We start from the raw sequence: 25858 nt of genomic DNA, 5'->3' as shown, positions 1-25858 counted from the left end.
GAAGCCTCAAAAGAAGTCGAGTTCGCCGGCCTCGGCGCCCCAGCCGGCATGCTCCTGGTCCGAACGCAGACGCACGACAAGGTCGGCCAGGCCAAGGCCCTCGAGCAGCGGATCGACCGACAGGCTCCACTCGCCCGAGGCATGCTGGCTGATGCGGGCCAGAACGTCGGACAGGCCGTGAAGGCGCTGGCTCAGCTCGTCCAGGGCCTGCAGGCGGGTGATGTTCTCGAGCGCCGCGCCGCCGGTGGCCAGTTCGCCCGCCACGTGCTCGCACTCGCGGCAGATCATCGCCGCGGCCGCCAGTTCGGCCGCCAGCCGGCGCGACAGCTCGCCCACCGGAAGCTGGTGATCCGGCGAGACGATGAGAGCGGCGGCGGCGGTCGACGGGGCGGTCATGAGGACTAGAACAGCTCCAGGTCGCCGGCGTTGGACGCAGGCTGGGGAATGGGGGCGGGACGACGCACTTCCTGCGGCGCGTTGTCGACGGCCACGAGGCGCTGGCGCACCCGGCCGGTGACCGGCCAGAATTCGACCCGGCGGGCCGAGACTCCGCCGACGCTGGACGAGACGATCGGGATGCCTTCGTCGCGCAGGAAGCGCTCGGCGAAGGCCGCGTTGCTGGCGCCGACGTCCGACAGGCTGTCGAACAGCTTGCCGCCGCCGAAGATCTTGGCTTCCAGCCGCTCGCGGCGGGCGCCCTTCTTCAGCAGGCCGTTGATCAGTAGTTCCATGGCGTAGGCGCCATAGCGCACGGCGTCGCCGCCGCTGCCGCTCCGGCCGTCGCCGGCGTCGGGCAGCAGGAAGTGGTTCATGCCGCCGACCCCGGCCTGGGGATCGCGGATGCAGGCGGCGATGCACGAGCCCAGCACCGTGGTCATCACCACGTTGGGGTCGGTCGAGACATGGCTCTCGCCCTGGGTCACGTGGACCTTGGTCGCGCGCAGCTCGTCGTCGTGAGAATAATCCCTGCCGATCATGTCAGCTGTCCGAACACTTGCTCGATCTTGTCGCGCAGGCCCTGCACCGTGAACGGCTTGACGCAGTAATTGTTGACCCCGAACTGCACGGCGCGCTGCACCAGCTCGCGGTCGGCGCGGCCGGTCAGCATGACGAAGGCGGTCTGGCGGATCGGCGGATGCGAGCGCACGGCGCGCAGCAGGGCCAGGCCGTCCATCTTCGGCATGTTGAAGTCCGAGATCACCAGGTTGGCCGGCTTGGCCAGGAGGTTCTTGAGAGCCTCTTCGCCGTCGGGAGCCTCGCGGATGTCCTTGAAGCCGATCTGCTGCAGCGCATTTCGGATCAGCGCCCGCATGGTCAGCTGGTCATCGACGACGAGAACGGAAATGGAGCTTGCTTGGGGCATGGGACTATCGCCTCGCGGAGGCCAGATCGAGGATGGATTGGCCGATGGAGGACAGGGAAACCTGCTTCTCCACGGCCCCGATTTCTTGGGCGGCGCGCGGCATGCCGTAGACGACGCAGCTGGCCTCGTCCTGGCCCACCGTGCGGGCGCCGGCCTGGCGCATCTGCAGCAGGCCCTGAGCGCCGTCGCGGCCCATGCCGGTCAGGATCGCGCCGACGGCCTTGTCGCCGACGGCCTGGGCCACCGAGCGGAACAGCACGTCGACCGAGGGGCGGTGGCCGCTGACCGGGTCGCCGGCCACCAGGCGGCAGCGCAGGCCGGCCGAGCGGACGACTTCCAGGTGCGTGGCGCCGCCGGGGGCGACATAGACCTTGCCGACTTCCAGCGGCGCACCGTCGACGGCTTCCTGCACCTTGGCTCCGCTGGCGCGGTCGAGGCGCGCGGCGAAGCTGGCGGTGAAGGTCGCCGGCATGTGCTGGGTGATGACCGTCGGCGGGCAGGTCTCGGGAAACTGCGACAGGATGGTCAGCAGGGCTTCCACGCCGCCCGTCGACGAGCCGATGGCCACGACGTCGCCCGAAGGCAGGTACGCGCCGCGGCGAGCGGGGGCGGCGGGCGCGTCGGCCTTGGTGCGGACCGAGGCGCGGGCCGCCGTCTTCACCTTCTCGGCGACTTCGGCCAGCGCCTCGGCGGTGCCGGTGGCGGTGGTGGGCTTGCCCACGCAGTCGACGGCGCCCAGCTCCAGCGCGCGCAGGGTCATCTCGGCCCCGGCCTGGGTCAGGCTGGAGACCATGACCACCGGCATCGGCCGCAGGCGCATGATCTTCTCGAGGAACTCGATGCCGTTCATGTTCGGCATCTCGATGTCGAGGGTCACGACGTCGGGGTTCAGGGCCTTGATCATGCCGCGGGCCTCGAACGGGTCGCCGGCCGCGCCGACCACCTCGATCTCGGGATCGCGGTTGAGGGCGGCCGTGATCAGGCCGCGCATGGTCGCCGAGTCGTCGACGACGAGGGTGCGAATCTTGGCCATGGTCAGACCCCCGCCTTGCGATAGGCGGTCAGGCCGCAGCTCTCGAAGCCGCGCACATTGGCGCCGACGCGTTCGGAGTGGCCGACATAGAGCTTGCCGCCCGGCGCCAGAAGCGGCGCGAAACGGCTCCAGACCCGCTCCTGGGTCGGTTCATCGAAATAGATCACGACATTCCGGCAGAAAATGGCGTCGAACGGACCCTTCATCGGCCACGACGGACCGTTGAGGTTCAGCTCGCGGAAGGCGACGAGGCTGCGCGCGGCCTCGCAGACCCGCCAGGCGCGGCGGTCGCTCGGATCACGCTCGAAGAACTGGCCGCGCATCGATTGCGACACGCCTTCCAGCAGGTGCTCGTCATAGACGGCGGTCCGGCCGGTGGCCAGAACGTTGGTGTCGATGTCGGTGCCCAGGATGCGGATGTCCAGTTCGGCCGCATTCGGCCACACCGACAGCACCGTGAAGGCCATCGAATAGGGTTCCTGGCCCGACGAGCTGGCGGCCGACCACAGGCGCAGGCGGCGACCGGCGCGCACCTGGTCGGCGATCGGCTCCAGGATGTTGGCGCGCAGGTCGTCGAAATGGTGCGGCTCGCGGAAGAAGCGGGTGACGTTGGTCGTCAGGGCCCGCAGCATTTCCTGGCTCTCGTCGTGACCCTGCTCGCTGGTCACGAAGGCGCAGTATTCCTTGAACGAGCGCAGGCCCAGGGCGCGCAGGCGCTTGGCCAGGCGCGAATAGACCAGCGTGGCCTTGGTGTCGGGCAGGCTGATGCCGGCCATGCCGTACAGGATCTCGGCGATACGCTTGAAGTCCTGGGTCGTGAACGCGAACTCGCCATCGACGATGGCTTCGCGGCGATCCGTGGGGGCGGAAGCGAAGGTCATCAGGCGGCCAGGGCCTCACGCTCGGGCAGCAGGCGATCGAGCGAGATCTCGCTGATCATCCGGCCGTCGATGGAAATGATGCCGCGGATGAAGCTGCGAACGGCGTCGCAGGCCAGGTCCGGGGTCGGTTGAACGAGGTCGTCGGTGATCGACAGGATGTCCGACACCGCGTCGACCAGCATGCCGATCATGCGGTCGCCCGCCTTCACGACGATGAACACGCTGCGGACGGTCGGCTCGATCACCGGCATGCCCAGGCGGCAGGCCAGGTCCATGATCGGCAGCACCGCGCCGCGCAGGTTGATGACGCCGCGCATGTAGCCGGGCGACTGCGGAAGCGTCGTGGCCGGGCTCCAGCCGCGGATCTCGCGAACGGCCATGATGTCCACGCAGTATTCCTGCTCGCCTACGCGGAAGGAGATCAGCTCGCGGCGTTCGGCGCCGGTGGTGATGATTTCTTCGGACATCGGCTTATTCCGCGGCGATCAGGGTGGGTTCGACGGGGCGGGGCGGTTCGCGGCGACGCAGGCTGATCACCGCGTCGACGTCGAGGATCAGGGCCACGCGGCCGTCGCCCAGGATGGTCGCGGCGGCGACGCCGTCGACCTGCTGGTAGTTCTGCTCCAGCGACTTGATGACCACCTGGCGCTGGCCGTGGATGGCGTCGGCCACCAGGGCGGCGCGCGAGCCGTCCTCGCCCTCGACCAGCAGCACGACGCCTTCGGTCGGCGGCGGCGAGGCTTCGCGGTAGCCCAGCGTCAGGCCGACGTCGATCAGCGGCACGAAGCTGTCGCGGACGGCCAGCACCGAGCCGACCGGGCCCAGCGGGCGAACTTCTTCGGGCTTGGGACGCAGGCTCTCGACGATGGCGGCCAGGGGCACCACCAGGGTCTCGCCGGCGACGTCGACCACCATGCCGTCGAGGACGGCCAGGGTCAGCGGCAGGCTGAGCGTGAAGGTCGAGCCCTGGCCCGGGCGCGAGGTGATCGAGATGCGGCCGCCGAGCGCCTGCACCGAGCGCTTGACCACGTCCATGCCGACGCCGCGGCCCGAGACGTCCGAGATCTTGTCGGCGGTCGAGAAGCCCGGAAGGAAGATCAGGTTGTCGATCTCCTCGTCGGTCAGCTGCAGCTCCGGCGAGATCAGGCCCTTCTTGATCGCGATCGAGTGGACGCGTTCGCGGTTGATGCCCTTGCCGTCGTCGGAGACCTCGATGACGATCCGGCCGCTGCGGTGCAGGGCGGCCAGCTTCACGACGCCTTCCGGATTCTTGCCGGCCGCCTTGCGCTCCTCGGGGCTTTCCAGCCCGTGGTCGATGGCGTTGCGCAGCATGTGGGTGATCGGGTCGGACAGGCGCTCGATGACCGTCTTGTCGACCTCGGTGTTCTCGCCGTCCATCACCAGGCGGGCCTGCTTGCCCGTCATGCTGGCGACTTCGCGGACCAGGCGCGGCATGCGCTGGAACACCGACTTCACCGGCTGGGCGCGGATGGCCATGACGCTGTCCTGGATCTCGCGCGTCAGCTGTTCCAGCTCGTCGAGGCCCATGGCCAGGTTGGAGGAGGGGGCGATGCCGTATTCGCCGACGCGCTGCGCCAGCATGGCCTGGTTGATGACCAGCTCGCCGACCAGGTCGATCAGGCGGTCGATGCGCTCGGGATCGACGCGGATCACCGACTGGCCCGGACCCGGGACGTCGATCTGCTGGGTCTTGGCCGCGGCCGGGGCGGCGGGCGCGGCGGCGACCGGGGCCGGAGCGACCGGCGCTGCGACCGGAGCCGGCGCGGCTTCGACCACCGGCGCCGCGGCGACGGGTTCGGGGGCTGCCTTGATCTCCACCGGCGCCTCGGTGACGACCACCGGCTCGGGCGCGGCTTCAACGGCGGCGGGCGCCGGGCCGGCCAGCAGCGCGGCCAGGGCGGCGTCGGGGCTCAGGGCCTCGCCGCGGGTGATTTCCAAGTCGCAATCGCCGTCGACGAACTCGAAGACTTCGCGGATGGCGTTCTCGTCTTCCTCGGTTTCCAGGCGCACCGTCCAGGTGGCGTAGGCGGCCTCGGCGTCGAGCTGGTCCAGCGGCGGGATCGCGCTGGCGTCCAGGGCAGCCTCGATCGGGCCCAGGCGCGCCAGTTCGCGCAGCAGCAGGGCGGTCTCGTTGGCCTTGCGGTAGAGGTCCGACTTCGGACGGATCGACACCGTCCAGACGTTGCCCACGGCGGCGGCGACGTCGGCCGCCTGCTCGTCGATGGTGATCGTCATCGGCTGGAAGTCGAAGCCGAGGTCGTCGTCGTCCAGGGCGTCGTCGGCCCCGATCAGGACCTCGGCCGGAGCGGCGGACACCGCTTCGAAGGCCGGAGCCTCGACTACGGGCGCGGCGGCGACGGGCGCCGGAGCCGCGTTCGGGTCGGTGCACGCCTTCAGTTCGGCGGCCATGGCGGCCGAGACGGCTTCGTCCACGACGCCCAGGCCGCGGGCCGAGCTGACGTGGTCGGCCAGGACGTCCGAGGCGCGCAGCAGGGTCGCGACCAGGTCCGGGGTCGAAGGCACTTCGTTGGAACGCACGGCGTCGAGCAGGGTCTCGAACACGTGGGCGAAGCGCACCAGCGGCTCGAGGCCGAAGGCGCCGGCGCCGCCCTTGATCGAGTGGACGGCGCGGAACACGGCGTTGACGGTGTCGCCATCGTCGTTGCCGTCCTGCATGGCCAGGAGCCCGCCTTCGAGGTCGGCGAGCAGTTCCTCGCACTCCTGGAAGAAGGTGACCTTGATGGCCTCTAACTCGTCCATTCCAACGTTCCTAAAACGAGAGAGTCTTTAAGTGCCCCCGGGCAGGGGGAAACGACGTCAGGCCGCGACGCGGCGGATGGCGTCGACCAGCTTTTCCGGGTTGAACGGCTTGACGATCCAGCCCGTGGCGCCGGCGCGGCGCGCGCGGTCCTTCTTGGCCGGGTCGCTTTCCGTGGTCAGCACCAGGATCGGGATGGCGCGATAGTCGTCGTCGACCCGCACCGCCTCGATGAAGCCGAAGCCGTCCAGCTTGGGCATGTTGATGTCGGTGATGATCACGTCGGGGCGATGGGCCGAAAGAACTTCGAGCCCGTGCTCGCCGTCGACCGCTTCGACGACGTTGAACCCGGCGCCGGCGAGGGCCATGCGCAGCATGTCCCGCATCGTCCGGGAATCATCGACCGTGAGGACCGTCCGCGTCACGATTGAACTCCATGAGTATCCGCCGAAAGAAGCGCCCCTTCGGCGCCGAACAGACGGGTGGTTTCGACAAAGGCCTCCGAAGGGGCCCGGATAGAGAAGGACTTTCCGTCCGCCGCCCAGGCGGTCTTGGCCGCCAGGAGCACTTGCAGGCAGAGGCCGCCGAGGCGACGCACGCTTCCGGCGTCGACCTCGACCGCATCGCCCCGGCGTTCCAGGAACGCCGCCTTGAGGGGACCCGACGCCTTCAGATCAAGCGTCTCGGGCAGCGAAAGAACAGTCATCAAAACTCCTCCCAGCCGTCGCTGACCGGGGCGGCCGCTGCGGCGGCTCCGCCACGGCCGGGCCGGGCGAAGGCGCCGAGCCGGGCGCGTTGCTCGGCGACGGGGTTGCGGGCCGGCGAGTCGACGGCGACGTCGGCTTCGCGCGGGCGTTCAAAACGTTGGCTCGAGCCTTCGCCCACACGGAAGCGACCGATCAGGCGCACCAGCTCCGCGGTCTCGCCCTTCAGCGAGTGCGTCGCGGCGGTCGATTGCTCGACCATGGCGGCGTTCTGTTGGGTCACCTGATCCATCTGGTTGACGGCGGTGTTGACTTCGTTGAGGCCGGTCGCCTGCTCGGCCGCCGAGGCGGCGATTTCGGTGACCAGGGCGTCGATCTCGCCGACCTTCACGACGATCCGCTGCAGGGCCTCGCCGGTCTGGCCGACCAGGCTCACTCCCGCAGAGACCTGCTGGGTCGACGACGAGATCAGGGTCTTGATCTCCTTGGCGGCCTCAGCCGAGCGCTGGGCGAGCGCGCGGACTTCCTGGGCGACGACTGCGAAACCACGTCCCGCTTCGCCCGCCCGGGCGGCCTCCACCCCGGCGTTGAGCGCCAGGAGGTTGGTCTGGAAGGCGATCTCGTCGATCACGCCGATGATCTGGCTGATCTGCTTGGAGGAATTTTCGATTTCGCCCATCGCGGACACTGCCTGATGCACGACCTGACCGGAATGCGTCGCTTCGCCACGGGTGGTCGAGACGACGTCCGAGGCTTGGCGGGCGCCGGAGGCCGTGCGGCGCACGGTGGCGGTCAGCTCGTCGAGGGCGGCGGCGGTCTCTTCCAGGCTGGCGGCCTGCTGCTCGGTGCGTCGCGACAGGTCGTCGGAGGCGTGGGCGATCTCGTCGGCGCCGGTGCGCAGGCCGTCGGTCGAGGCCGTGATGACCTTCACGGTGTCCTGCAGCTGGGCGATGGCGCCGTTGAAGTCGTCCTTCAGCTTGGCGTACTCGCCCGGGAAGCTGGCGGTGACGCGGAAGGTCAGGTCGCCCTGGGCCAGGTGCTCGAGGCCCTCGGCCAGCGAGCTGACCACCAGGGCGCTCTCGCGGGCGGCGGCGGCGGCGGCCTGTTCCTTGGCGCGGCGCTCGTCGGCGGTCAGGGCGGCGGTCTTTTCCTGCTCGGCGCGCAGCTGCTCGAGGTGAAGCTGGTTGTCGCGGAACACCTTCAGCGAACGCACGATGGCGCCCAGTTCGTCACCGCGGGTCAGGCGCTCCAGATCGATGCCGTTGTCGCCCTTGGAGAGCTTCTCGGTCGCGCCGGCGATGTCGGCGATCGACTTGCGGGTGGTCATCACGGTCATGAAGGCCAGGACGCCGACGGCGGCCAGGGTGATGAGCGAGAGAACGATGGTGATGCTGATCGAGGCGGCGGCTTCGGCCTGGCGCTTGGCGGCCTGGGCCTTGGCGCGGTTGGCCGCGTCGTCGACGACCTTCTGCAGCTGCGCGGCCATCTTGACGTACTGGTCCTCGAAGCTGCCGGCGAAGCTCATCGCCATGCCCGCGTCGACGTCGACCATGCCGCTGACGGTGTCGACGGCGCTGCGGCACTCGGCCAGCGCCTTGACCAGGGCGTCGATCTTCGGACGCTCAGAGGCCGGAAGGCGCCCCGAGATGGCCTTCATTTCCTTGCCCAGGGTGTCGAACTCGGCGAGCAGTTCGGTGATGCGCGGGCCGGCGGGAGCGGCCATCGGGTCGGCCTTGGAGGCCAGGATCTGGTAGAGCTTGCCATGGGAGTCTGTGATGCGGCGCGACAGCGACTGGATCTCGCTGTTGGTGCGCATGTCGGTCTCGACGACCTGTTGCAGCGCCGCCGACTGGCTCTTCTGCACGACGATGGACCCGACGGCCATGGCCGCCAGCATCAGCAGTGCGAAGGCCGGCGCGAAGCCGATTTTTATGATCAACGGCAGATCGACGAGTCGAAAGCGCTTCATGACAAATCCCCTCCAAGAGACGGCCGTGCCCACGGACCGTCCGCAATGTGGGGCGATCATCACGATAGATTCCTAATTCTTCCTGACTTTGGTTAAGGATGATGGCCGCACCCTGTCGCACCCCCTGTCGCACCCGTATCGATGTGTGCGTACGCGCGCATACTTGAGTCTAGAGTGGGGTGAATGTGGCGGCATGGCGCCATTCACAAGTCATTATGGTTATCGATAAGTAAATATCGATTATTCTTCGGTGACTCAGACTATCTTAACTTGCGGCTGCGAAAAGGTGCAGGCGTCCGGTTGGCGCAACGTCCAACGGACGAAGAAAAAATACTAGGAGCAGCGGGATGAAATATCCGATCGCTATTGCCGCGGGAATCGCCGGCAGCTTTTTCGTCGCTCAGGCCGCTTCGGCCGCCGGCGGTTTCGAAGACCAGATGGGCCGCTGCCTGCAGCAGTTCGCCAACACCAAGGACGCCGCCCAGGTGATGCTTGAGTGCACCGCCGACGCCGGCAAGCTCTCGGGCTGCAAGGTCGTCGACAACAGCGCGGCCGGCAAGGGCTTCGACAAGGCGGCCATGTGCATCGCCGAGAAGCTGCCGATGGGCGCCAAGACCGGCACCGTGAAGGTTCCGTTCCGCTTCCCGGGCGGCGCGTAAGACTTACGCGCCTTCCCAGAGGGGGTTTCAAACGCCTCCGCTGGTCCAGGCCGGCGCATCCCGCACGGGACGCGCCAAGGCCGGATCGGCGGGGGCGTTTTGCTGTCCGGACGACAGCTCTGCCAAGTAAAGCCGGATGCGCTCCAAGAAAAAGCCCGCCATGAAGGCGGGCCAGTTGAGGAGACGCGCGAAGAAACTGTCCGGAGCGCGCTAAGCTACGCCGCGCCCCGGCTGCACAGAATTCAATACTCTTCCCAGTCCTGGTCGAGCGCGACGGCGGCCGAGCCGCGGTGCGCGCCGGGACGGGACGCCACCTGGGGCGCGGCGGGGCGAGGCGTTGGGCGGGCGATCTGCGCCTTGGCCGCCTGGCGAGAGGTCCTGAAGCCGCCGACCAGCCGGGTCAGCTCGTTGGACTGGCCCTTCAGCGAGTGGGTCGCGGCGGTGGTCTGCTCGACCATGGCGGCGTTCTGCTGCGTGACCTGGTCCATCTGATTGACGGCGATGTTGACCTGGGCCAGGCCGCTCGACTGTTCCTGGGCCGAGGACGAGATCTCGCCGACCAGGGCGTCGATCTCCGCCACCTTGACGACGATGCCGCGCAGGGCCTCGCCGGTCTGGCCGACCAGGGCCACGCCCGCCTCGACCTGCTTGGACGAGGCGCCGATCAGGGCCTTGATCTCCTTGGCCGCCTCGGCCGAGCGCTGGGCGAGCGCCCGTACCTCCGACGCCACGACCGCGAAGCCCTTGCCCGCATCGCCGGCCCGGGCGGCTTCGACGCCGGCGTTCAGCGCCAGAAGGTTGGTCTGGAAGGCGATCTCGTCGATCACCCCGATGATGTTGCTGATCTCGCGGGAGCTGGTTTCGATCTCGCCCATGGCGGCCACCGCGTCGGTGACCACCACGCCCGAGCGCTCGGCGTCGGTCTTGGCGCCGGCCACCACGTCGGAAGCCTGGCGGGCGCCGGCGGCGGCGCGCTTCACCGTGGCGGTGATCTCGTCGAGGGCTGCGGCGGTCTCTTCCAGGCTGGCCGCCTGCTGCTCGGTGCGGCGCGACAGGTCGTCGGCGGCGACGCCGATCTCGTCGGTGCCGGAGCGGATGCCGTCGGTGGCGGCTGAAACGGCGGCCATGGCCTCTTCCAGCGTCGCCACGGCGGCGTTGAAGTCGCCTTTCAGCTTCTGGAAGTCGGGCGTGACCTCGATGTCGAGGCGGGAGGCGAGATCGCCTTCGGCCAGGCGCGCCAGAGCCTCGCCCAGGGCCTGGACCACGGCGGTCTGGCTGCGCTCATTGGCCAGGCGCACCTCTTCCAGGCGCCGGCGCTCGGCCTCGATGGTCTCCAGATAGATCGAGATGGCGAAGTCCATGTCGAGCATGACCGCCTTCATCAGCGCCGAGACCGCGTCGCCGGCCTTTTCCGCGCCGTCGGCCTTGGCCATGAAGCCCTTGGGCCAGACCTCGCGGATGGCCGCGCGCATCAGGTGCTCGCTGACCAGGGCGTAGCCGCCGATGTACCAGCGCGGCTCCAGGCCGATGCGGGCGTGGGTCTCGCCGATGGTGCGGACCGCCTTGACGTAGGTGTCGCTGAAGTCGGCCTCGGCGATCACCGACCAGTGCGACTTCTGGCGACTGCCGGCCGCGTCCATGTGGCGTTCGTCGCCGAAGAACTTGCGGGTCTCGGGGGTGGCCTTCACGCGGTCGTAGAAGCCCTTCAGGGCCGGACCGATTTCCTTCTCGATGAGCGGACGCAGAGCCCGCAGAGCCGCACGGGCTCGATTATCGAGACCCATGAACGCAACGCGGTCACTCAGTGCATAGTCCTGGCTCATCTGGCCGCATCCTCGATTGAGATATCGAGGTTCACTCTCGCGGCTGATGGTTAATCCGCCAACAACTTTTCCCGTTTTGAGCGCGTCAGGTCGTCGCACTCTACCGTGTTCTGCTTGCGGCTATCCGCCACGCCGAAGTGTTTCGCGAGCAATGACCAGCTGCTGGATCTGGCTGGTGCCTTCATAAATCCGGAAAATACGGACATCGCGATACAGGCGCTCGATGCCATAGTCGGCGACATAGCCGGCCCCGCCGAAGATCTGTACGGCCCGGTCGGCGACCTTTCCGACCATCTCCGAGGCGAACAGCTTGGCGGCCGCCGCCTCCAGGGTCACGCCCTCGCCGGCGTCGCGCTTGCGGGCGGTCTCCAGCACCAGGGCCCGGGCGGCCAGGGCCTCGGTCTTGCTGTCGGCGAGCATCGCCTGGATCAGCTGGAAGCTCGATATCGGCTGGCCGAACTGCTTGCGCTCGGAGGCGTAGGCCACGCAGTCGGCGATCAGCCGCTCGGCCACGCCCACGCAGACGGCGGCGATGTGCAGGCGGCCGCGGTCGAGCACCTGCATGGCCACCTTGAAGCCCTCGCCCTCGGCGCCCAGGCGGTTCTCGGCCGGCACGCGCACGCCGTCGAAGGTGACGTCGTGGATGTGGGCGCCCTGCTGGCCCATCTTCTTCTCGGCCTTGCCCACGTGCAGGCCCGGCAGGCCGGCCGGGACGAGGAAGGCCGAGACGCCCGAGCCGCCCTTGGCGTCGGGATCGGTGCGGGCCATCACCGTGAACAGCGAGGCCTTGCCGGCGTTGGTGATGAAGCGCTTGGAGCCGGTCAGGACATAGTCGTCGCCATCGCGCACGGCCCGGGTCTGCACCGAAGCGCTGTCGGAACCGGCCTCCGGCTCGGTCAGGGCGAAGGAGGTCACGGTCTGTCCCGAAGCGATGCCGGGCAGCCACCTGGCCTTCTGCTCGTCGGTGCCGAACATCACCAGGCCCTGGCTGCCTATGCCGACATTGGTGCCGAACACCGAGCGGAAGGCCGGTGAGGCCCGGCCCAGCTCGATGGCCACCAGCGCCTCGTCCTCCATCGAAAGGCCAAGGCCGCCGTGCTCCTCGGGGATCGACAGGCCGAAGAGGCCCAGGTCGCGCATCTCGGCGATCACCGATTCGGGAACCACGTCGTCCTCGGCCACCTGGGCCTCGATCGGCCGCAGGCGTTCGGCCACGAAGCGGGCGACCATGTCGAGCAGCTGGTCGCGGGTCTCGCGGTCGAGGGCCATGGTGTTTCCTTCCTGTTCCGTCGCGTCAAACGATCGTTTTATTCGCCGACTTTAGCCGGCGCGCGGCGGAATGGAAGGGCTCTTCAGAAGCGGGCGCGATAGGTTGCCGACAGGTTGAGCTCCGGATCGGCCGAGGCGTCGTGGCCGGGCTGCAGGGCGACCCCGCCGCGCAAGGTCAGGCGTCGATCGCCGCGCAGGGCCTTCTCCAGGCCCAGCCGCAGGTCGATCTCGCGTCCGTTCGGCGAGGCGCTGAACCGTCGCGTCGAATAGGTCAGCGGATCCTCGTAGGACAGCGGGGCGTCGGCCAGGGTGGTGGTGAAGCGGCCAGCCTCGATGCGCAGTGGCTGGCTGACCTCGAAGGTCAGCTGGGCGCAGGACCAGCCGATAAGGCCGCAGTCGGCCGCCGCGGCCAGGCGCCAGGCGCCGCTGACCGCGCCGTCGAGGGCCAGCAGGCCGCCCTGGGCGTCCATGCGGCCCATCGATGCCTCGGCCCGCAGGCTGACGCCTGGGCGCGGCGAGATGTCGAAGGCCGCCGCCGTAAAGCGGGTGGTCGAGGGCAGGGCGAAGGTCGAGCCGGGGGCCAGGAACGAGCCCAGCGGGCCCAGCGGCTCGTCCAGGGTCCCTGCGGTGATGCTCAGCACGCCGCCAGCCACCACTGTCTGGCCGGTGGCCGAGACATAGCGCGAGGCCTTGATCTCGGTGGTCTGCAAGGGCAGGCGGCGCTCGGCCTCGCCCTGTTCGGCGCTGAAGGCGAAGCGGCCCAGCCGCACGGCGGCTTGCATGGTCTGGTCGGGGCGGGCCACCGCGCGGAAGGCGTCGCGGCCCTCGGGGCCGGCCGGGGCGGGCGCGCCGCCCTCGCCCTTCCAGGTCGAGAAGCTGAAGCGGCCGAAGGCGGCCTGCATCCGCGCCGAGCGCATCGGCTGGGGCGCCAGCAGCAGGTCGGGAGTGCTGGCGTTGGGGATGTCCTCGAACAGCGGGGCCTCGGCGCTGAAGGCCAGCTGGGCGCCGGCCAGGGCGGGGCCGCCCAGCACGACCGAGCTGGACGCGGCGGCCGGCGGCAGGTCGCCGACACCCCGGCGCGAGGCCGAAGGCACGGTTCCGGCCAGGTCGACCACGAAGCGGCGGTGGTAGTCGTCGGTCAGCACGGTGGTGAGGGCGGTGGTGCGGGCCATGGCGTTGCCGAACGCGCCGGCCAGGCTCGTGCCCGGGGTCGAGCCCTCGTCCAGAACCACTGTCGCGCCCTGGCCGGTGGCCAGGCTGCTGGTCCCGACCGGCTGGAAGGCGCGGGTCAGGTCCAGCGAGCCGCGGCCGTAGGTGGAATCCGTGCCGGTCGTTCCCAGGTCGGCGGCGGTGCGCAGCAGGATCGACACCGCGTCGCGGCCGGAGATGTTGGGAAAGGCCTGCAGCAGCAGGGCCAGGGCGCCGGAGACATGCGGCGCGGCGAACGAGGTGCCCGAGATCCGCCAGCAACTCGTGCCGTCGCAGTCGGTGACGACTTCTTCGCCGGGCGCGACGAGGTAGCCGTTGGCGGCGACGCCGGCGCGGTTGGAGAAGCTGGACATGGTCCCCGCGCGCGACACCGAGCCGACCGCCAGCACCGCGCCTGCATAGCGGGGATCGACGGCGTAGCGCGCCGGCCAGCCGGGATCTGCCAGGCCCTCGTTGCCCGAGGCGGCGGCGATGACCACGCCAGCGGCGGTGGCGCGGGCCAGGGCCGCCTCGAAGGTCGCGCCCAGCGGATCCTCGCCGCCGAGCGACAGGTTGATCACCTTGGCCCCGTTGGCCACGGCGTAGTCGACGGCCCGGGCCAGGTTGGTCGAGCCGAAGACGCAGTCTGCGCAGTCGGGATTGGTCGAGACGGTGTCGGCGCGGATCGACAGGATCGTCGCGCCGTAGGCCACGCCGATCGTGCCCGTGCCGTTGAAGTTCGAGGCGATGATCCCGGCCGAGCGGGTGCCGTGGCGGCTGGTGTCGAACGGGGTGTTGCGGCCTGCGACGATGTCGGTCGAGGCGGCCGACAGGCGGCCCGCCAGGTCGGGCTGGGCCGGATCGACGCCGGTGTCGACGACGGCGACCGTCACCCCCGCGCCCGTGTAGCCGGCGTCATAGGCAACATTGGCGTGGATCGCCGCCAGGCCCCAGCTGCGCTGGTACTCGGTGCTGGTGACGCTAGGGGGCGGTGGTGGTGGCGGAGGAGGAGGGGGTGGAGGTGGTGGTGGCGGAGGAGGGGGCGGCGGAGGCGGCGTGGTCACGCCCGTCGACGGGCCGCCTCCGCTTCCTCCGCCCCCGCATGCCGTCGCCAGCAGGGCCGCGCCGAGGACCAGCGCGGTGGGCCAGATGCGCAGGACGCGGTAGAGACTGGTCATCGAAAACCCCTCCGGCCCGTCCCCGCGCTCACGTTACCTGGGAGACGCGCCCTTCGCCAGGACACTGCGATGCACGCCGTAAAGGAAGTATATCGCGAGGCCGATCAACTGCGCGTAGAAGAAATAGTGCTGCGTTTTGGCCGGGAGACTGGCGAACAGATAGAGGCAGCCGAGGATCGCGCCGGCGGCCACGACGGGCCAGGCCGGGGTCGAGAACACCCGGGGGCGTTCCGGCTCGCGCAGGCGCAGCACGATCACCGAGGCGCCGACGGCGATGAAGGCCGCCAGGGTGCCGGCGTTGGCCAGCTCGGCGATCTCCTTCAGCGGCAAGAGGCCCGACAGCACCGCAGCCAGCACGCCGGTCAGCAGGGTCATCAGCACCGGCGTGCCCGTCCTGGCGTTCACCCGCGACAGGGCGCGCGGCAGCAGTCCGTCGCGGGCCATGACGAAGAAGATCCGGCTCTGGCCGTACATGAAGGCCAGGATCACGGTCGGCAGGGCGATCACGGCGGCCAGGGCCACGCCGGCGGCGATCTTCGGATGCCTCAGGGTTTCGAGGATGAAAACCAGCGGCGCTTCGCTGGCCGAGAACACTTCGGTGCGCGAGGCGCCGATCGAGACGGCGGCGACGATCATGTAGATGGCCGTGCAGGCGGCCATCGAGCCGACGATGCCGATGGTCAGGTCGCGCTTGGGGTTCTTGGTCTCCTCGGCGGCGGTCGACACCGCGTCGAAGCCGTAGAAGGCGAAGAAGATCAGGCTGGCGGCGGCCATGACGCCGACCTTGACCCCGTCGGGACCCGGATTGGCGGCGAAGCCCTTGGGCATGAAGGGCGTGAAGTGGGTCGCGTCGAAGGCCGGCAGGCAGAGAGCGACGAACACGGCGAGAGCCGCGATCTTGATCACCACCAGCACCATGTTCACCGTGGCGCTCTCGCGGGTGCCCAGCGCCAGCAGGCCGGCCACCGCCATCGAGATGATCACCGCCGGCAGGTTGATGATGCCGCCGGCGTGGGGGCCGGCCAAGAGGACGTCGGGCGTGCCGATCATCTTGAACAGCCCCTGGGCGTGGGCCGACCAGCCTACCGCCACGGCGGCGCAGACCAGGGTGTATTCGAGGATCAGGCTCCAGCCGATCACCCAGGCCACAGGTTCGCCCATGGCGACGTAGCTGTAGGTGTAGGCGCTGCCCGAGGCCGGGATCATGGTCGACAGTTCGGCGTAGCACAGGGCCGCGCAGGCGCAGACCGCGCCGGCGATCAGGAAGGACAGGATCACGCCGGGGCCGGCCAGGCCCGCGCCGACGCCGGTCAGGGTGTAGATGCCGGTGCCGACGATCGCGCCGACCCCCAGAGCCACCAGGTGATACCAGCTCAGGGTCTTTTTCAGCGCGTGGCCTTCATGGCCGCCGCTCGCCCCATCGATCGCCTTGCGGCGCATCCAGAAACTCATGCTCGTCCTCCCGACTGCCGGGGGACCATGGCTGGGGATCGAGAAGCCGCCAAGGGGGCGAGGCGCAAAGACGACGGATATTCGGCGCGGGGCCGAAAATGCGCCCTCTACGGACGAAACGCCGGTCTGAGCGGCCTCGCGCCGAAGGATCGTCGGTTAGATGGCCGCGTCGAAGGCCTGGAAGCTGACGGGAACCGGCGCCGGCGCGCCGCGGCCCTTCATGCGGGCGTGCAGCGTCTTGACGCAGTCGCTGCCGGTGCGTTCGAACGCGAAGGGCAGAATGCCGTGGACCAGGCAGGCAAGGCCCGCGGCGATCATCGGCACGCCGAAGCTCCAGGCCATGGCGAAATGCTCGCCATAGGTCTCGCCGACCTGTCTGGGGTGACGGGTAAAGAGCTCGAGCATCGCGGGTCCCTCCTCGATCGAGACCTGGAAGGATGCGCCGCGTCGGCGAGAAAGACATTGTCGATCTGCGGCCGGCACGACAGGTTGGGAGAATTTCCATCTCCGATATGCAAAGAAGCGAGATGATCGATCTCGATTCCATCGACCGCCGCCTGCTCGCCATCCTTCAGGAGGACGCCACGGCCTCGATCGCCGAACTGGCCGAGCGGGTGGGGCTGTCGCAGACGCCCTGCTGGAAGCGGCTCAAGCGCCTGCAGGACACCGGCGTCATCACCGCCCGCGTCGCCCTGCTCGATCGTGACGCGCTGGACCTGCCGCTGACGGTGTTCGTGGCCGTCAAGACCGGCCGCCATGACGAGGCCTGGCTGGAGACGTTCGCCAAGGGCGCCGGGGCCCTGCCCGAAGTGGTCGAGTTCTATCGGATGGCCGGCGATGTCGACTATCTGCTGAAGGTGGTGGTCAAGGACATCGCCGCCTACGACCGCTTCTACAAGCGCCTGATCGCCACCGCGCCGCTGACCGACGTGTCGTCCAGCTTCGCGATGGAGCAGATCAAGTTCACGACGGCCCTGCCGATCCCGACCTAGCCGCAGGATGCGGCTTCAGGCGCCGTCGATCCAGGTGCGGACGACGTTGCGCCCGCCATCCAGCAGCACCAGGTCCGCCGCCTGGCCCGGGGCGATCGTCCCGCGCGCCGCCGAAAGGCCCAGGAACGCCGCCGGCGCGGCCGAGGCGGTCATCACCGCGTCCTCCAGCGACAGGCCCAGCATCGAGACGGCGTTGCGCACCGCGCCTATCATGTCGAGGTCCGAGCCGGCGAGGGTTCCGTCGGGGCCGACGCAGACGCCGTCCTGCACGGTGATCTGGCGGCCCTGCAGCTCGAAGCGCTTGTCGCTCATGCCCACGGTCGGCATGGCGTCGGTGACCAGCATGAAGCGGTCCAGCGGCCGGGTGCGCAGGGCGATGCGCAGGGTGGCCGGATCCACGTGGCGGCCGTCGACGATGACGCCGCACCAGGCCTCCTGGCTTTCAAGGGCCGCGCCCACCGCGCCGGGCGCGCGGCTGGTCAGCGGCGACATGGCGTTGAACAGGTGGGTGAAGCCGGTCAGGCCGGCGTCGAGCGCGGCCTTCACGGTCTCGTAGCGGGCGTTGGTGTGGCCGGCCGCGACCACCACCCCGGCCTGAGCCAGGCGGCGCACCATGTCGGGCGTGGTCATCTCGGGGGCGAGGGTGACCAGCGTCTTGCCGCGCTTCAGCGAAGACAGCAGCCTGATCGCCGCCTCGTCCAGGACGCGGAACTTGTCGGCGTCGTGGATGCCCTTGCGCTGTTCGTTGAGGAACGGCCCTTCGATGTGCACGCCCAGCACTCCGGGCACGCCAGCCTCGATCGCGTCTTCCGTCGCCCGCATGGCCGCGTCGACCACGTCGAGGTCGTCGCTGATCAGGGTGGGCAGGAAGCCGGTCGTGCCGAAGGCCCGGTGGGCCGCGCCGATGGCGGCGATGGTCTCCACCGTCGGGGCGTCGTTGAACAGCACGCCGCCGCCGCCGTTGACCTGGGTGTCGATGAAGCCTGGGACCAGCAGGCCGCCGGCGAGATCTTCGACGATCGCGCTCGCCGGGACCTCGGCGCGGTCGACTAGGCCGACGATGGCGCCGCCGTCGATCAGCAGGACCCGGCCGTCGATGACGCCGTCGGGCGTCAGGACGGCGCCGTTGACCAGGGCGGTTTGGGAGGCGGTCGACATCAGACGGTCTTCGTCACCTTGTTGAGGTGGGGCGGGCGATCGGGGTCGTAGCCGCGCGCGACCGACAGGCCGGCGGCCATGCGGTAGAAGCTCTGCACCGCCAGGATGGGCTCCAGCACCGGATGGCCCGAGGCGGTCGGCAGGGGTGTCGCGCCGGAGGCCTCGCCGCCCGACAGCAGCACCGTGGCCCCGCGCTCGGCCAGGCCCTGGGCCATGGCGATCGTCGAGTCGAAGGTCTCGTCGTGCTGGGCCAGGACGATGGCCGGGAAGCCGTCCTTCACGAGCGCCATCGGGCCGTGCAGCACCTCGGCGGCGCTGAAGGCCTCGGCATGCAGGCCGCAGGTCTCCTTGAACTTCAGGGCCGCCTCCTGGGCGACGCCGAAACCGACGCCGCGACCCAGGACATAGAGGTTGGTCGCCTCGCGCAGGGCGTCGATCCCGGCGCTCCAGTCCTTGTCCCAGGCGGCCGAGAGGCCGGCGGGGAGGGTTTCGAGGGCGGTGGTGAGTTCCGTATCGCTGGTCCAGGCGGCGACCAGCTGCACGATGGCCGACAGGGCGGCGATGTAGGACTTGGTGGCGGCGACGCTGAGCTCGGGGCCGGCGTGCAGCGGCAGCACCGCGTCGGCCAGGGCCGCCAGCGGCGAGGTCACGTCGTTGACCAGGGCCACGACGAACGCGCCGCCGGCCTTGGCGGCCTCGACGGCGGCCAGCAGGTCCGGGCTTTTGCCCGACTGCGAGATGGCGATGTAGAGCACGCCCTCCAGGTCCTGCTGGGCGGCGTAGACCGACGACACCGATAGCGCCGCCGACGAGGTCAGCACGCCGGTGCGGGTCTCGATCAGGTACTTGGCGAAGGTGGCCGCGTGGTCGCTGCTGCCGCGGGCGCAGGTGACCACGGCCCGGGGCGGCTGGCTGCGCAGCCGCTCGGCGATCTCGCCCGCGGCCTGCGCGTTGGCCGCGATCTGGCGCGCGACCACGCTCGCGGCCTCGCCCGCCTCGAGGAACATGCGGGTGGCCTCGGCGGTGAGGGATTGCGCTTCGGGTCGGGTCAAGACGGTCGCCTCCAAGACGGCTTCCTTTACTCAGAGATCAAGACAGGGCGTTCAGCTCGGCCACGAAGTCGTAGGCGTCGCCGCGATAGTAGGATTGGGTCACTTCCACCGGCCGGCCGTCCTTGAGGAAGCCGCGCCGCTCGATGAGCAGCCCCGCGTCCTTGACCGGCACGCCCAGCAGGTCGGCCTGCTCGCTGGCGAACAGGATGGCGCGCAGCCGCTGCAGGGCGCGCGCCGGGCGATGGCCGGTGTTCTCCAGCGCCTCGTAGAGCGAGGTGCCGACCACCTCGGTTGAGGGCAGGGCGAAGGCGGCGACGGTGGTGTATTCGACGGCCATCGGGGCGCCGTCGGCATAGCGGATGCGGGCGAAGCGGAAGACCGGCGTGCCGGGCGACAGGCCCAGCGTCAGCGACTCCTCGGGCGTCACCTGGCCCTCGCTGCGGCTGATCCATTCGCTGTGAGGGACCCGGCCGCGGGCGATCATGTCCTCGGTGAACGATGACAGCTTCGAGAAACTCTTCTCAACCCGGGCGGCGACGAAGGTGCCCGCGCCCTGGCGACGCGTCAGCAGGCCCTCGCTGACCAGACCGTCCAGCGCCTTGCGCACGGTGATCCGCGAAATGCTGAATTCTTCGGCAAGGTCACGCTCGGCCGGCAGGGCGTCGTCGGGCGAAAGGATCTTCTTCTGGATCGCCTCGCGCAGGGCGCGCTGCAGCTGCTTGTACAGCGGCGCGTGGTCCTGCCCGTGGCCATCCAGGCCCCCGATCTTCTCGGCAAACTGCATCACGTCCAAACCCCCTGGCCCGAAGCCGACAGGCCAACAATCGCCCGGATGCGCCTCTCCGGAAGAGCGGCGCAACAGTGCATGACCATTTTCATACCAATTATATCGTGGTCTGCAATTGGTTCTTTTTAGGTCTTGTCAGGTGCAAAAATTTCGTCACAGTCACACTCCGAGGCCTGAGAAGTACCGCTCGTTGCGGGTTCGCCGCGAGAAATTGGTATCAGATTGGGCTTTGGGGTTCGGCTCCGGGTCCAGTGGCCCGGCACAAAGGGGAGAAGCCGAGTTATGAAGAGCATCCACAAGGCGGTCCTTACCGCTTCCGCCAGCCTGCTGGCCGTATTGGTCGCCGCGCCCGCGATGGCGCAGGAGACTTCGACCTCCGTCGAGGAGGTGGTAGTCACCGGCATTCGCGCGTCGCTGCAGCAATCCATTCAATCCAAGCGTAACGCCGACGCCATCGTCGACGTGGTCACCGCCGAGGACGTCGGCAAGTTCCCGAGCTCGAACGTCGCCGAAGCGCTGACGATCGTTCCGGGCGTCACTGTCGACCGTCAGTTCGGCCAGGGCGAAAAGGTCTCGATCCTGGGGACGGATCCGGCCTTGAACCGCACCTTGCTGAACGGCCAGACCGTGGCCTCGGCCGACTGGTTCATCCTTGATCAGCCCGGCCGTACGTTCAACTACGCCCTGCTGGCGCCGCAGATCGTCGGCAAGGTCGAAGTGTACAAGTCGCCGGAAGCCCGCATCGACGAGGGCAGCATCGGCGGCACGGTCATCGTCAACACCCGCAAGCCGCTGGACCTGAAGCCGCTGACGCTGCAGGGCTCGCTGAGCTACCTCTATAACGACCGCTCCAAGAAGTCCGATCCGCAGGTCTCCTTCCTGGGCAGCTGGAAGAACGCCGACCAGACCTTCGGCATCGCGGTTTCGGCCCAGCACGCCAAGGACCAGCTGCGCCGCGACGGCATCGAGTCCTACGGCACCATTCCGGCCAGCTACTACAACGGCGGCAACCCGGAAAACCCGGTCAGCTCGATCACCAACGGCAATTGCACGGGGGCCTGCGCCACCACCCTGGCGGCCAATCCGAACGCCCGCGGCGTGAACTCGCTGTCGGTGTCGTACTTCGAGCAGGAGCGCGTCCGCGACAGCTACACCGCCGCCGTCCAGTGGCGCCCGACCGACGCCCTCGAACTGAACTTCGACTGGCTGAAGATCAAGGCGACCTACGACAACACCAACCAGTCGCTGTTCGCCTTCCAGGGCAACACCTGGAACAGCCTCGGCGCGCTGACCGATATCGTCATCACCGACAACGTCATCCGCAAGGCCTCGTTCAAGAACGCGCTGAGCGTGCTGGACGTGCAGTACCGCGAGGCCGAGCTGAACTCCGACACCTACCACTTCAACGGCAAGTGGACGGGCGACGGCTTCGACGTGGCCGGCGACCTCGGCTACTCCAAGGCCGACGGCGGCACCACCCGCCAGCTGTACGGGGAGTTCCTGAACTGGGCCGACTACACGGTCGACTTCACGGGAACGCCGGGCGCGCCGGGCGTGCTGACCTACACCAACCCCGCCGCCAACGGTAACCCGCTGGCCGACGCCAGCAAGTTCTCGTTCGATGGCGGTTGGGGCGCGGGCGACCCGTCGGTTCCCGGCGCGCCGGGCTACAACTCCGGCTGGGGCGGCAACATCGTCTCCAAGCCGACCACCGACAAGGAAACCTACGGCCAGCTGGACTTCGGCAAGGACTTCGAGGGCGTGATCAAGCGCGTCCAGTTCGGCTACAAGTACCGCAAGCACGAGACGACCCAGGCCATGTCGGGCGTCACGGTCGCCGTCTACGGCAACCCGGCCAGCGCCTCGCAGTTCAGCCCGTCGATCGTGCCCAGTAACTACCTGAAGGGCTTCGACGGCGTAACCGACCAGATGGGCAGCCGCTTCAAGATCGACGGCAAGGCCCTGGCCGACTACATCGACCGCGGCGGCTACCTGCGTCCGTGGCAGGCCAAGCCGGTGCCGACGGTGTTCGGCAACGCCGAGTTCACCGCTCAGAACTGGGGCATCGAAGAGACCATCAACGCGCTCTACGGCCAGGCCAACTTCCAGGCCGACAACGTGCGCGGCAACTTCGGCCTGCGCTACGTGAAGACCGAGTCCGACAGCGGCGGCTACACCTGCGTGAACCAGACCGCCACCGGCTGCGGCACCACCGCCGCCGACTGGGCCTGGGAGGTGAAGTCCAAGAAGTACGAGGACTTCCTGCCCAGCCTGAACGTCATCGTCGACGTGCAGGAGGATCTGGTGTTCCGCTTCGCCGCGGCCCAGGTGATCTCGCGTCCGAACTACGCCGACATGTCGAACTACTTCTGGCTCTCCGACCAGATCCTGACCGGCGGCGGCGGCAACCCGGACCTGAACCCGTACAAGTCCAGCAACGTCAACGCCTCGCTGGAATGGTACTTCGCGCCGGAAGCCATCCTGTCGGCTGAAGTCTTCCACAAGGACATCAGCAACTACATCCTGCAGCAGACGGTCGCCGAGCAGCACTTCAACCAGGCGCGCAACGCGGTCACGACCTATCAGATCAGCCGTCCGACCAACGCCGGCTCGGCCACGGTCAAGGGCCTGGCGGTCGCCTACCAGCAGACCTTCGGCATGGGTTTCGGCCTACTGGCCAACTACACCTATGCTGATGGTGAAGCCGACGGCGGCGCGCCGCTGCCCTACAACTCCAAGCACCAGATCAACGTCAGCCCGTTCTACGAGCACGGTCCGTTCTCGGCCCGGGTGACCTACAACTGGCGCTCGAAGTACTTCACGGGCCTGGATCGCGGCGACCAGATGTTCGTCCGCGCCTTCAAGGGCCTGGACGCCACGGCCGGCTACGCCTTCAGCGAGAACGTCAACCTGTCGGTCTCGGCGCAGAACCTGCTGGACAGCGAGTACTACGCCTACGCCAACACCACCATGCTGCCGCGCGGCGTCTACCGCACCGGCCGCAAGCTGCAGGCGACCCTCAACGTCGCCTTCTAAGGCCCGGAAGTCCCGAGGCGCGCGGCTCCGCGCGGCGCGTCTCGGAGGCCGCTGATTTGCATCGCGCGCGGCTTGGTTCAGGATCGCCCTCATGACCCGCCAGGCCGCGCCGATCGCCCTCATTCCCCTCCTGACTGCAAGCAGCGAGCTGGGGCGGGACGGCTTTGGCCGGCCCGCCCGCCTTTTTGCCGACTGCCTGCCGGTGAGAGCGTCCCGCACATGATCGAAATTCGTCGCGCCGCCCTGTTCCTGGCCAGCGCCGCTTCCGTGGTCCTGGCCGCGCCCGCGATGGCGGCCGAGCCGCTGACCCTGACCCCCGCGCCGGTGAAGGGGGAGGCGCTCGAGGGCAGCTTCCGCCTGACCGCCGCCACCCGCATCCACGTGGCCAAGGGCGACGTCGAGGCGCGCGGCGTGGCCCAGCAGCTTTCAAACCTCCTGCATCGCGCCCGGGGCGTCCGCCCGGCGGTGGTGGAGGGCGAGCCCGCCACCGGTGAGGCGGCGATCTCGCTGGTGCGCGGCGGCCCCGACGGCGAAGGCTACGGCCTCGACGCGGCGCCCGGCGGGATCAAGATCACCGCCCAGAAGCGCGCCGGCCTGTTCTACGGCGCGATCAGCCTGTGGCAGTTGGCCGTGCAGGACGAGGGCAAGGGGGCCGTCGACGTGCCGTCGGCCAAGATCGAGGACGCCCCGCGCTTCGCGTGGCGCGGCTTCATGCTCGACAGCGCCCGCCACTACCAGTCGATCGACACCATCAAGCTGCTGATCGACGGCATGGCCGCCCACAAGCTCAACACGCTGCACTGGCATCTGGTCGACGACCAGGCCTGGCGGCTGGAGATCAAGAAGTATCCGAAGCTGACGCAGGTCTCGGCCTGGCGCACGCCGGCCGGCGCGGCGGCCCGTGACCTGAAGACCGGCAAGCCGGTGCGCTATGGCGGCTTCTACAGCCAGGATCAGGTGCGCGACCTCGTCGACTACGCGGCGGCGCGCAATGTCACCATCGTTCCCGAGATCGAGATGCCAGGCCACGCGCTGGCGCCGATCGTGGCCTATCCGAAGCTTGGCCTGACGCCCAACCCGCCGGCCCTGGCCCGCCACGACTGGGGGATCTTCCCCTACCTCTACAACGTCGACGACGAGACCTTCGGCTTTCTCAATGACGTGCTCGACGAGGTCATGGACCTCTTCCCGTCGGAATACATCCACGTCGGCGGCGACGAGGCCGTGAAGGACCAGTGGAAGGAAAGCGCGGCGATCCAGGCCAGGATCAAGGAACTGGGCGTCAAGGACGAGCACGGCCTGCAGAGCTGGTTCATCCAGCGGGTCGAAAAGCACATCAACGGCCGCGGCCGCCGGCTGATCGGCTGGGACGAGATCCTCGAAGGGGGCCTGGCGCCCAACGCCACGGTCATGTCGTGGCGCGGGATCGAGGGGGCCATCGCCGCCGCCGGCCAGGGCCACGACACGGTGCTGTCGCCCGAGCCGACGCTCTATTTCGACCGCCGCCAGAGCACCTCGGTCGACGAGCCGCCCGGCCGCATGACCGTCAGCAGCCTCAAGGACGTCTACCAGTTCGACGCCGCGCCCGACGCCCTGACGCCCGATCAGCGCAAGCACATCCTGGGCGTCCAGGCCAACCTCTGGGTCGAGCACATCCGCACCGACGAGCGGGTGCAGCTGATGGCCTTCCCACGCCTGGTGGCCCTGTCGGAAACCGCCTGGACTCAGGAAGAGCGCCGCGACTGGCAGGGCTTCACCACTCGCATTCCGGCCCAGATGGCCCGGCTGAAGGCGCTGGGCCTCAAGGCCAACACCGCGCCGTTCGAGCCGCAGGCGACCTTGCGCCCCGGCGAGGGCGGGGCGATCGCCGCCAGCCTGAAGAGCGGGCTGGAGCTGGGCCAGATCCGCTACACCACCGACGGCGCCGAGCCGACCACGGCCTCGCCGGCCTATGGTGAGACGCTGTCGCTGAAGGCGGGGACCACCCTGAAGGCCCGCAGCTTCCTCGATGGCCAGCCACTGGGCCGCACCCGCGCCTGGACAGCCACGAAGCTGGCCGCCGAGACGCGCGTCAACCGCCAGCTTGAGCTGTGCGGCAATGCGATCCCGCTGCTCTTCGAAGACGACGCCCCGGAAAACGGCCGCGACGGCGAGCGCGCCATCTTCGCCACCGACGTGATGAAGCCGTGCTGGGTGTGGAAGGGCGCCGACCTTTCCAGGGGGCTGACGCTGACCGCCCGCGTCGGCCAGACGCCGTGGAACTTCCAGATCGGCAAGGCCAAGGACCAGATCGTGGTGCGCAAGCCGGCTACGCCCGACGGCGAGCTGGAGGTTCGTGTCGGGGGCTGCGAGGGCGAGCGCATCGCCGCCATTCCGCTGGGCAGGGCCGGTCGCGGCCCGGGCCTTGGGACCGTCGGCGGCGTCCTGCCGGCCCGCGACGGCGTCCACGACCTCTGCTTCAGCTTCACCGCCAAGGGCCTCGATCCGATGCCCGCCCTCGACCGCGTCACCCTGACGGCGGCCGGCCAGTAACTT

Annotated in this window: 22 protein-coding genes; 4 read left to right on the top strand and 18 right to left on the bottom strand. The window is 69.0% G+C overall.

All coding sequences use genetic code 11. From position 1 onward, the window contains the following. Nucleotides 1–6: 6 nt before the first annotated feature. From DDF67_RS17055 to DDF67_RS17010, 10 genes are read right to left on the bottom strand one after another with little or no spacing between them, the layout of a single operon-like run. A complete protein-coding gene (locus DDF67_RS17055; protein WP_109102047.1) occupies nt 7–396 on the bottom strand; it encodes a chemotaxis protein CheU in 390 nt (129 codons plus the stop codon). A 5-nt stretch (nt 397–401) separates the two neighbouring features. Continuing rightward, nucleotides 402–977 carry a chemotaxis protein CheD gene (locus DDF67_RS17050; protein ID WP_109102046.1) on the bottom strand — a complete coding sequence of 192 codons (576 nt, stop codon included), beginning with the start codon at nt 975–977 and terminating at the stop codon, nt 402–404. After that, a complete protein-coding gene (locus tag DDF67_RS17045; protein WP_058347350.1) occupies nt 974–1363 on the bottom strand; it encodes a response regulator in 390 nt (129 codons plus the stop codon). The genes DDF67_RS17050 and DDF67_RS17045 overlap by 4 nt, the downstream gene beginning before the upstream one ends. A 4-nt stretch (nt 1364–1367) precedes the next feature. Beyond that, nucleotides 1368–2396, bottom strand: coding sequence for a protein-glutamate methylesterase/protein-glutamine glutaminase (locus tag DDF67_RS17040; protein WP_109102045.1), 1029 nt, complete (start codon nt 2394–2396; stop codon nt 1368–1370). 2 nt (nt 2397–2398) lie between these two features. Next, the gene (locus DDF67_RS17035; protein WP_109102044.1) at nt 2399–3277 is read right to left on the bottom strand and encodes a CheR family methyltransferase; all 879 of its coding nucleotides are present in this window, start codon (nt 3275–3277) and stop codon (nt 2399–2401) included. Next, on the bottom strand, nt 3277–3744 hold the full coding sequence (locus tag DDF67_RS17030; protein ID WP_109102043.1) for a chemotaxis protein CheW: 468 nt from the start codon (nt 3742–3744) through the stop codon (nt 3277–3279). The genes DDF67_RS17035 and DDF67_RS17030 overlap by 1 nt, the downstream gene beginning before the upstream one ends. 4 nt (nt 3745–3748) lie before the next feature. After that, entirely contained in the window at nt 3749–6058 is a 2310-nt protein-coding gene (locus DDF67_RS17025; RefSeq protein WP_109102042.1) for a chemotaxis protein CheA, read from the bottom strand. A gap of 57 nt (nt 6059–6115) precedes the next feature. After that, nucleotides 6116–6481 carry a response regulator gene (locus tag DDF67_RS17020; protein WP_058347355.1) on the bottom strand — a complete coding sequence of 122 codons (366 nt, stop codon included), beginning with the start codon at nt 6479–6481 and terminating at the stop codon, nt 6116–6118. Next, nucleotides 6478–6762: an STAS domain-containing protein gene (locus DDF67_RS17015; protein WP_408608618.1), complete on the bottom strand. Its 285-nt coding sequence runs from the start codon at nt 6760–6762 to the stop codon at nt 6478–6480. The genes DDF67_RS17020 and DDF67_RS17015 overlap by 4 nt, the downstream gene beginning before the upstream one ends. Further along, nucleotides 6762–8729, bottom strand: a complete 1968-nt coding sequence (locus DDF67_RS17010) for a methyl-accepting chemotaxis protein (protein WP_109102040.1) — start codon at nt 8727–8729, stop codon at nt 6762–6764. Before DDF67_RS17010 ends, DDF67_RS17015 begins: the two co-directional genes overlap by 1 nt. Nucleotides 8730–9076: 347 nt before the next feature. On the opposite strand from DDF67_RS17010, the gene DDF67_RS17005 reads away from it, so the two are divergent. Further along, nucleotides 9077–9388 (top strand): hypothetical protein, encoded by a 312-nt coding sequence (locus tag DDF67_RS17005; protein ID WP_101720636.1) that lies wholly within the window; start codon nt 9077–9079, stop codon nt 9386–9388. Nucleotides 9389–9630: 242 nt separating this feature from the next. Here DDF67_RS17005 and DDF67_RS17000 read toward each other — a convergent pair whose 3' ends face one another. From DDF67_RS17000 to DDF67_RS16980, 5 genes are all read right to left on the bottom strand, one after another. Continuing rightward, on the bottom strand, nt 9631–11211 hold the full coding sequence (locus DDF67_RS17000; RefSeq protein WP_109102039.1) for a globin-coupled sensor protein: 1581 nt from the start codon (nt 11209–11211) through the stop codon (nt 9631–9633). Nucleotides 11212–11331: 120 nt separating this feature from the next. Beyond that, entirely contained in the window at nt 11332–12480 is a 1149-nt protein-coding gene (locus DDF67_RS16995) for an acyl-CoA dehydrogenase family protein (protein ID WP_109102038.1), read from the bottom strand. Nucleotides 12481–12563: 83 nt separating this feature from the next. Further along, entirely contained in the window at nt 12564–14846 is a 2283-nt protein-coding gene (locus DDF67_RS16990; RefSeq protein ID WP_109102037.1) for a S8 family peptidase, read from the bottom strand. A gap of 33 nt (nt 14847–14879) precedes the next feature. Then, nucleotides 14880–16298 carry an amino acid permease gene (locus DDF67_RS16985; protein ID WP_109102036.1) on the bottom strand — a complete coding sequence of 473 codons (1419 nt, stop codon included), beginning with the start codon at nt 16296–16298 and terminating at the stop codon, nt 14880–14882. Nucleotides 16299–16454: 156 nt separating this feature from the next. Then, nucleotides 16455–16703, bottom strand: a complete 249-nt coding sequence (locus DDF67_RS16980; protein WP_109102035.1) for a DUF6356 family protein — start codon at nt 16701–16703, stop codon at nt 16455–16457. A gap of 122 nt (nt 16704–16825) precedes the next feature. On the opposite strand from DDF67_RS16980, the gene DDF67_RS16975 reads away from it, so the two are divergent. Next, on the top strand, nt 16826–17290 hold the full coding sequence (locus DDF67_RS16975) for an Lrp/AsnC family transcriptional regulator (protein ID WP_456297805.1): 465 nt from the start codon (nt 16826–16828) through the stop codon (nt 17288–17290). A gap of 15 nt (nt 17291–17305) precedes the next feature. On the opposite strand, the gene nagA is transcribed toward DDF67_RS16975, so the two are convergent. Genes nagA through DDF67_RS16960 form a run of 3 tightly spaced genes read right to left on the bottom strand, consistent with a single transcriptional unit; the run spans nt 17306 to nt 20284 of the window. Then, entirely contained in the window at nt 17306–18448 is a 1143-nt protein-coding gene (gene nagA, locus DDF67_RS16970; protein WP_109102033.1) for an N-acetylglucosamine-6-phosphate deacetylase, read from the bottom strand. Continuing rightward, nucleotides 18448–19515 (bottom strand): SIS domain-containing protein, encoded by a 1068-nt coding sequence (locus tag DDF67_RS16965; RefSeq protein WP_408608617.1) that lies wholly within the window; start codon nt 19513–19515, stop codon nt 18448–18450. Before DDF67_RS16965 ends, nagA begins: the two co-directional genes overlap by 1 nt. A gap of 22 nt (nt 19516–19537) precedes the next feature. Then, nucleotides 19538–20284, bottom strand: a complete 747-nt coding sequence (locus DDF67_RS16960) for a GntR family transcriptional regulator (RefSeq protein ID WP_109102107.1) — start codon at nt 20282–20284, stop codon at nt 19538–19540. A 285-nt stretch (nt 20285–20569) separates the two neighbouring features. On the opposite strand from DDF67_RS16960, the gene DDF67_RS16955 reads away from it, so the two are divergent. Continuing rightward, entirely contained in the window at nt 20570–23323 is a 2754-nt protein-coding gene (locus DDF67_RS16955) for a TonB-dependent receptor (protein ID WP_109102032.1), read from the top strand. Nucleotides 23324–23542: 219 nt separating this feature from the next. Next, on the top strand, nt 23543–25855 hold the full coding sequence (locus DDF67_RS16950) for a family 20 glycosylhydrolase (protein ID WP_109102031.1): 2313 nt from the start codon (nt 23543–23545) through the stop codon (nt 25853–25855). The last annotated feature ends 3 nt before the right edge of the window (nt 25856–25858 follow it).

Source organism: Caulobacter endophyticus, from assembly GCF_003116815.1.
GTDB classification, from domain to species: Bacteria; Pseudomonadota; Alphaproteobacteria; order Caulobacterales; family Caulobacteraceae; genus Caulobacter; species Caulobacter endophyticus.
The sequence above is the reverse complement of the archived record's forward strand: the minus strand, read 5'-3'. Positions and strand labels throughout refer to the sequence as shown.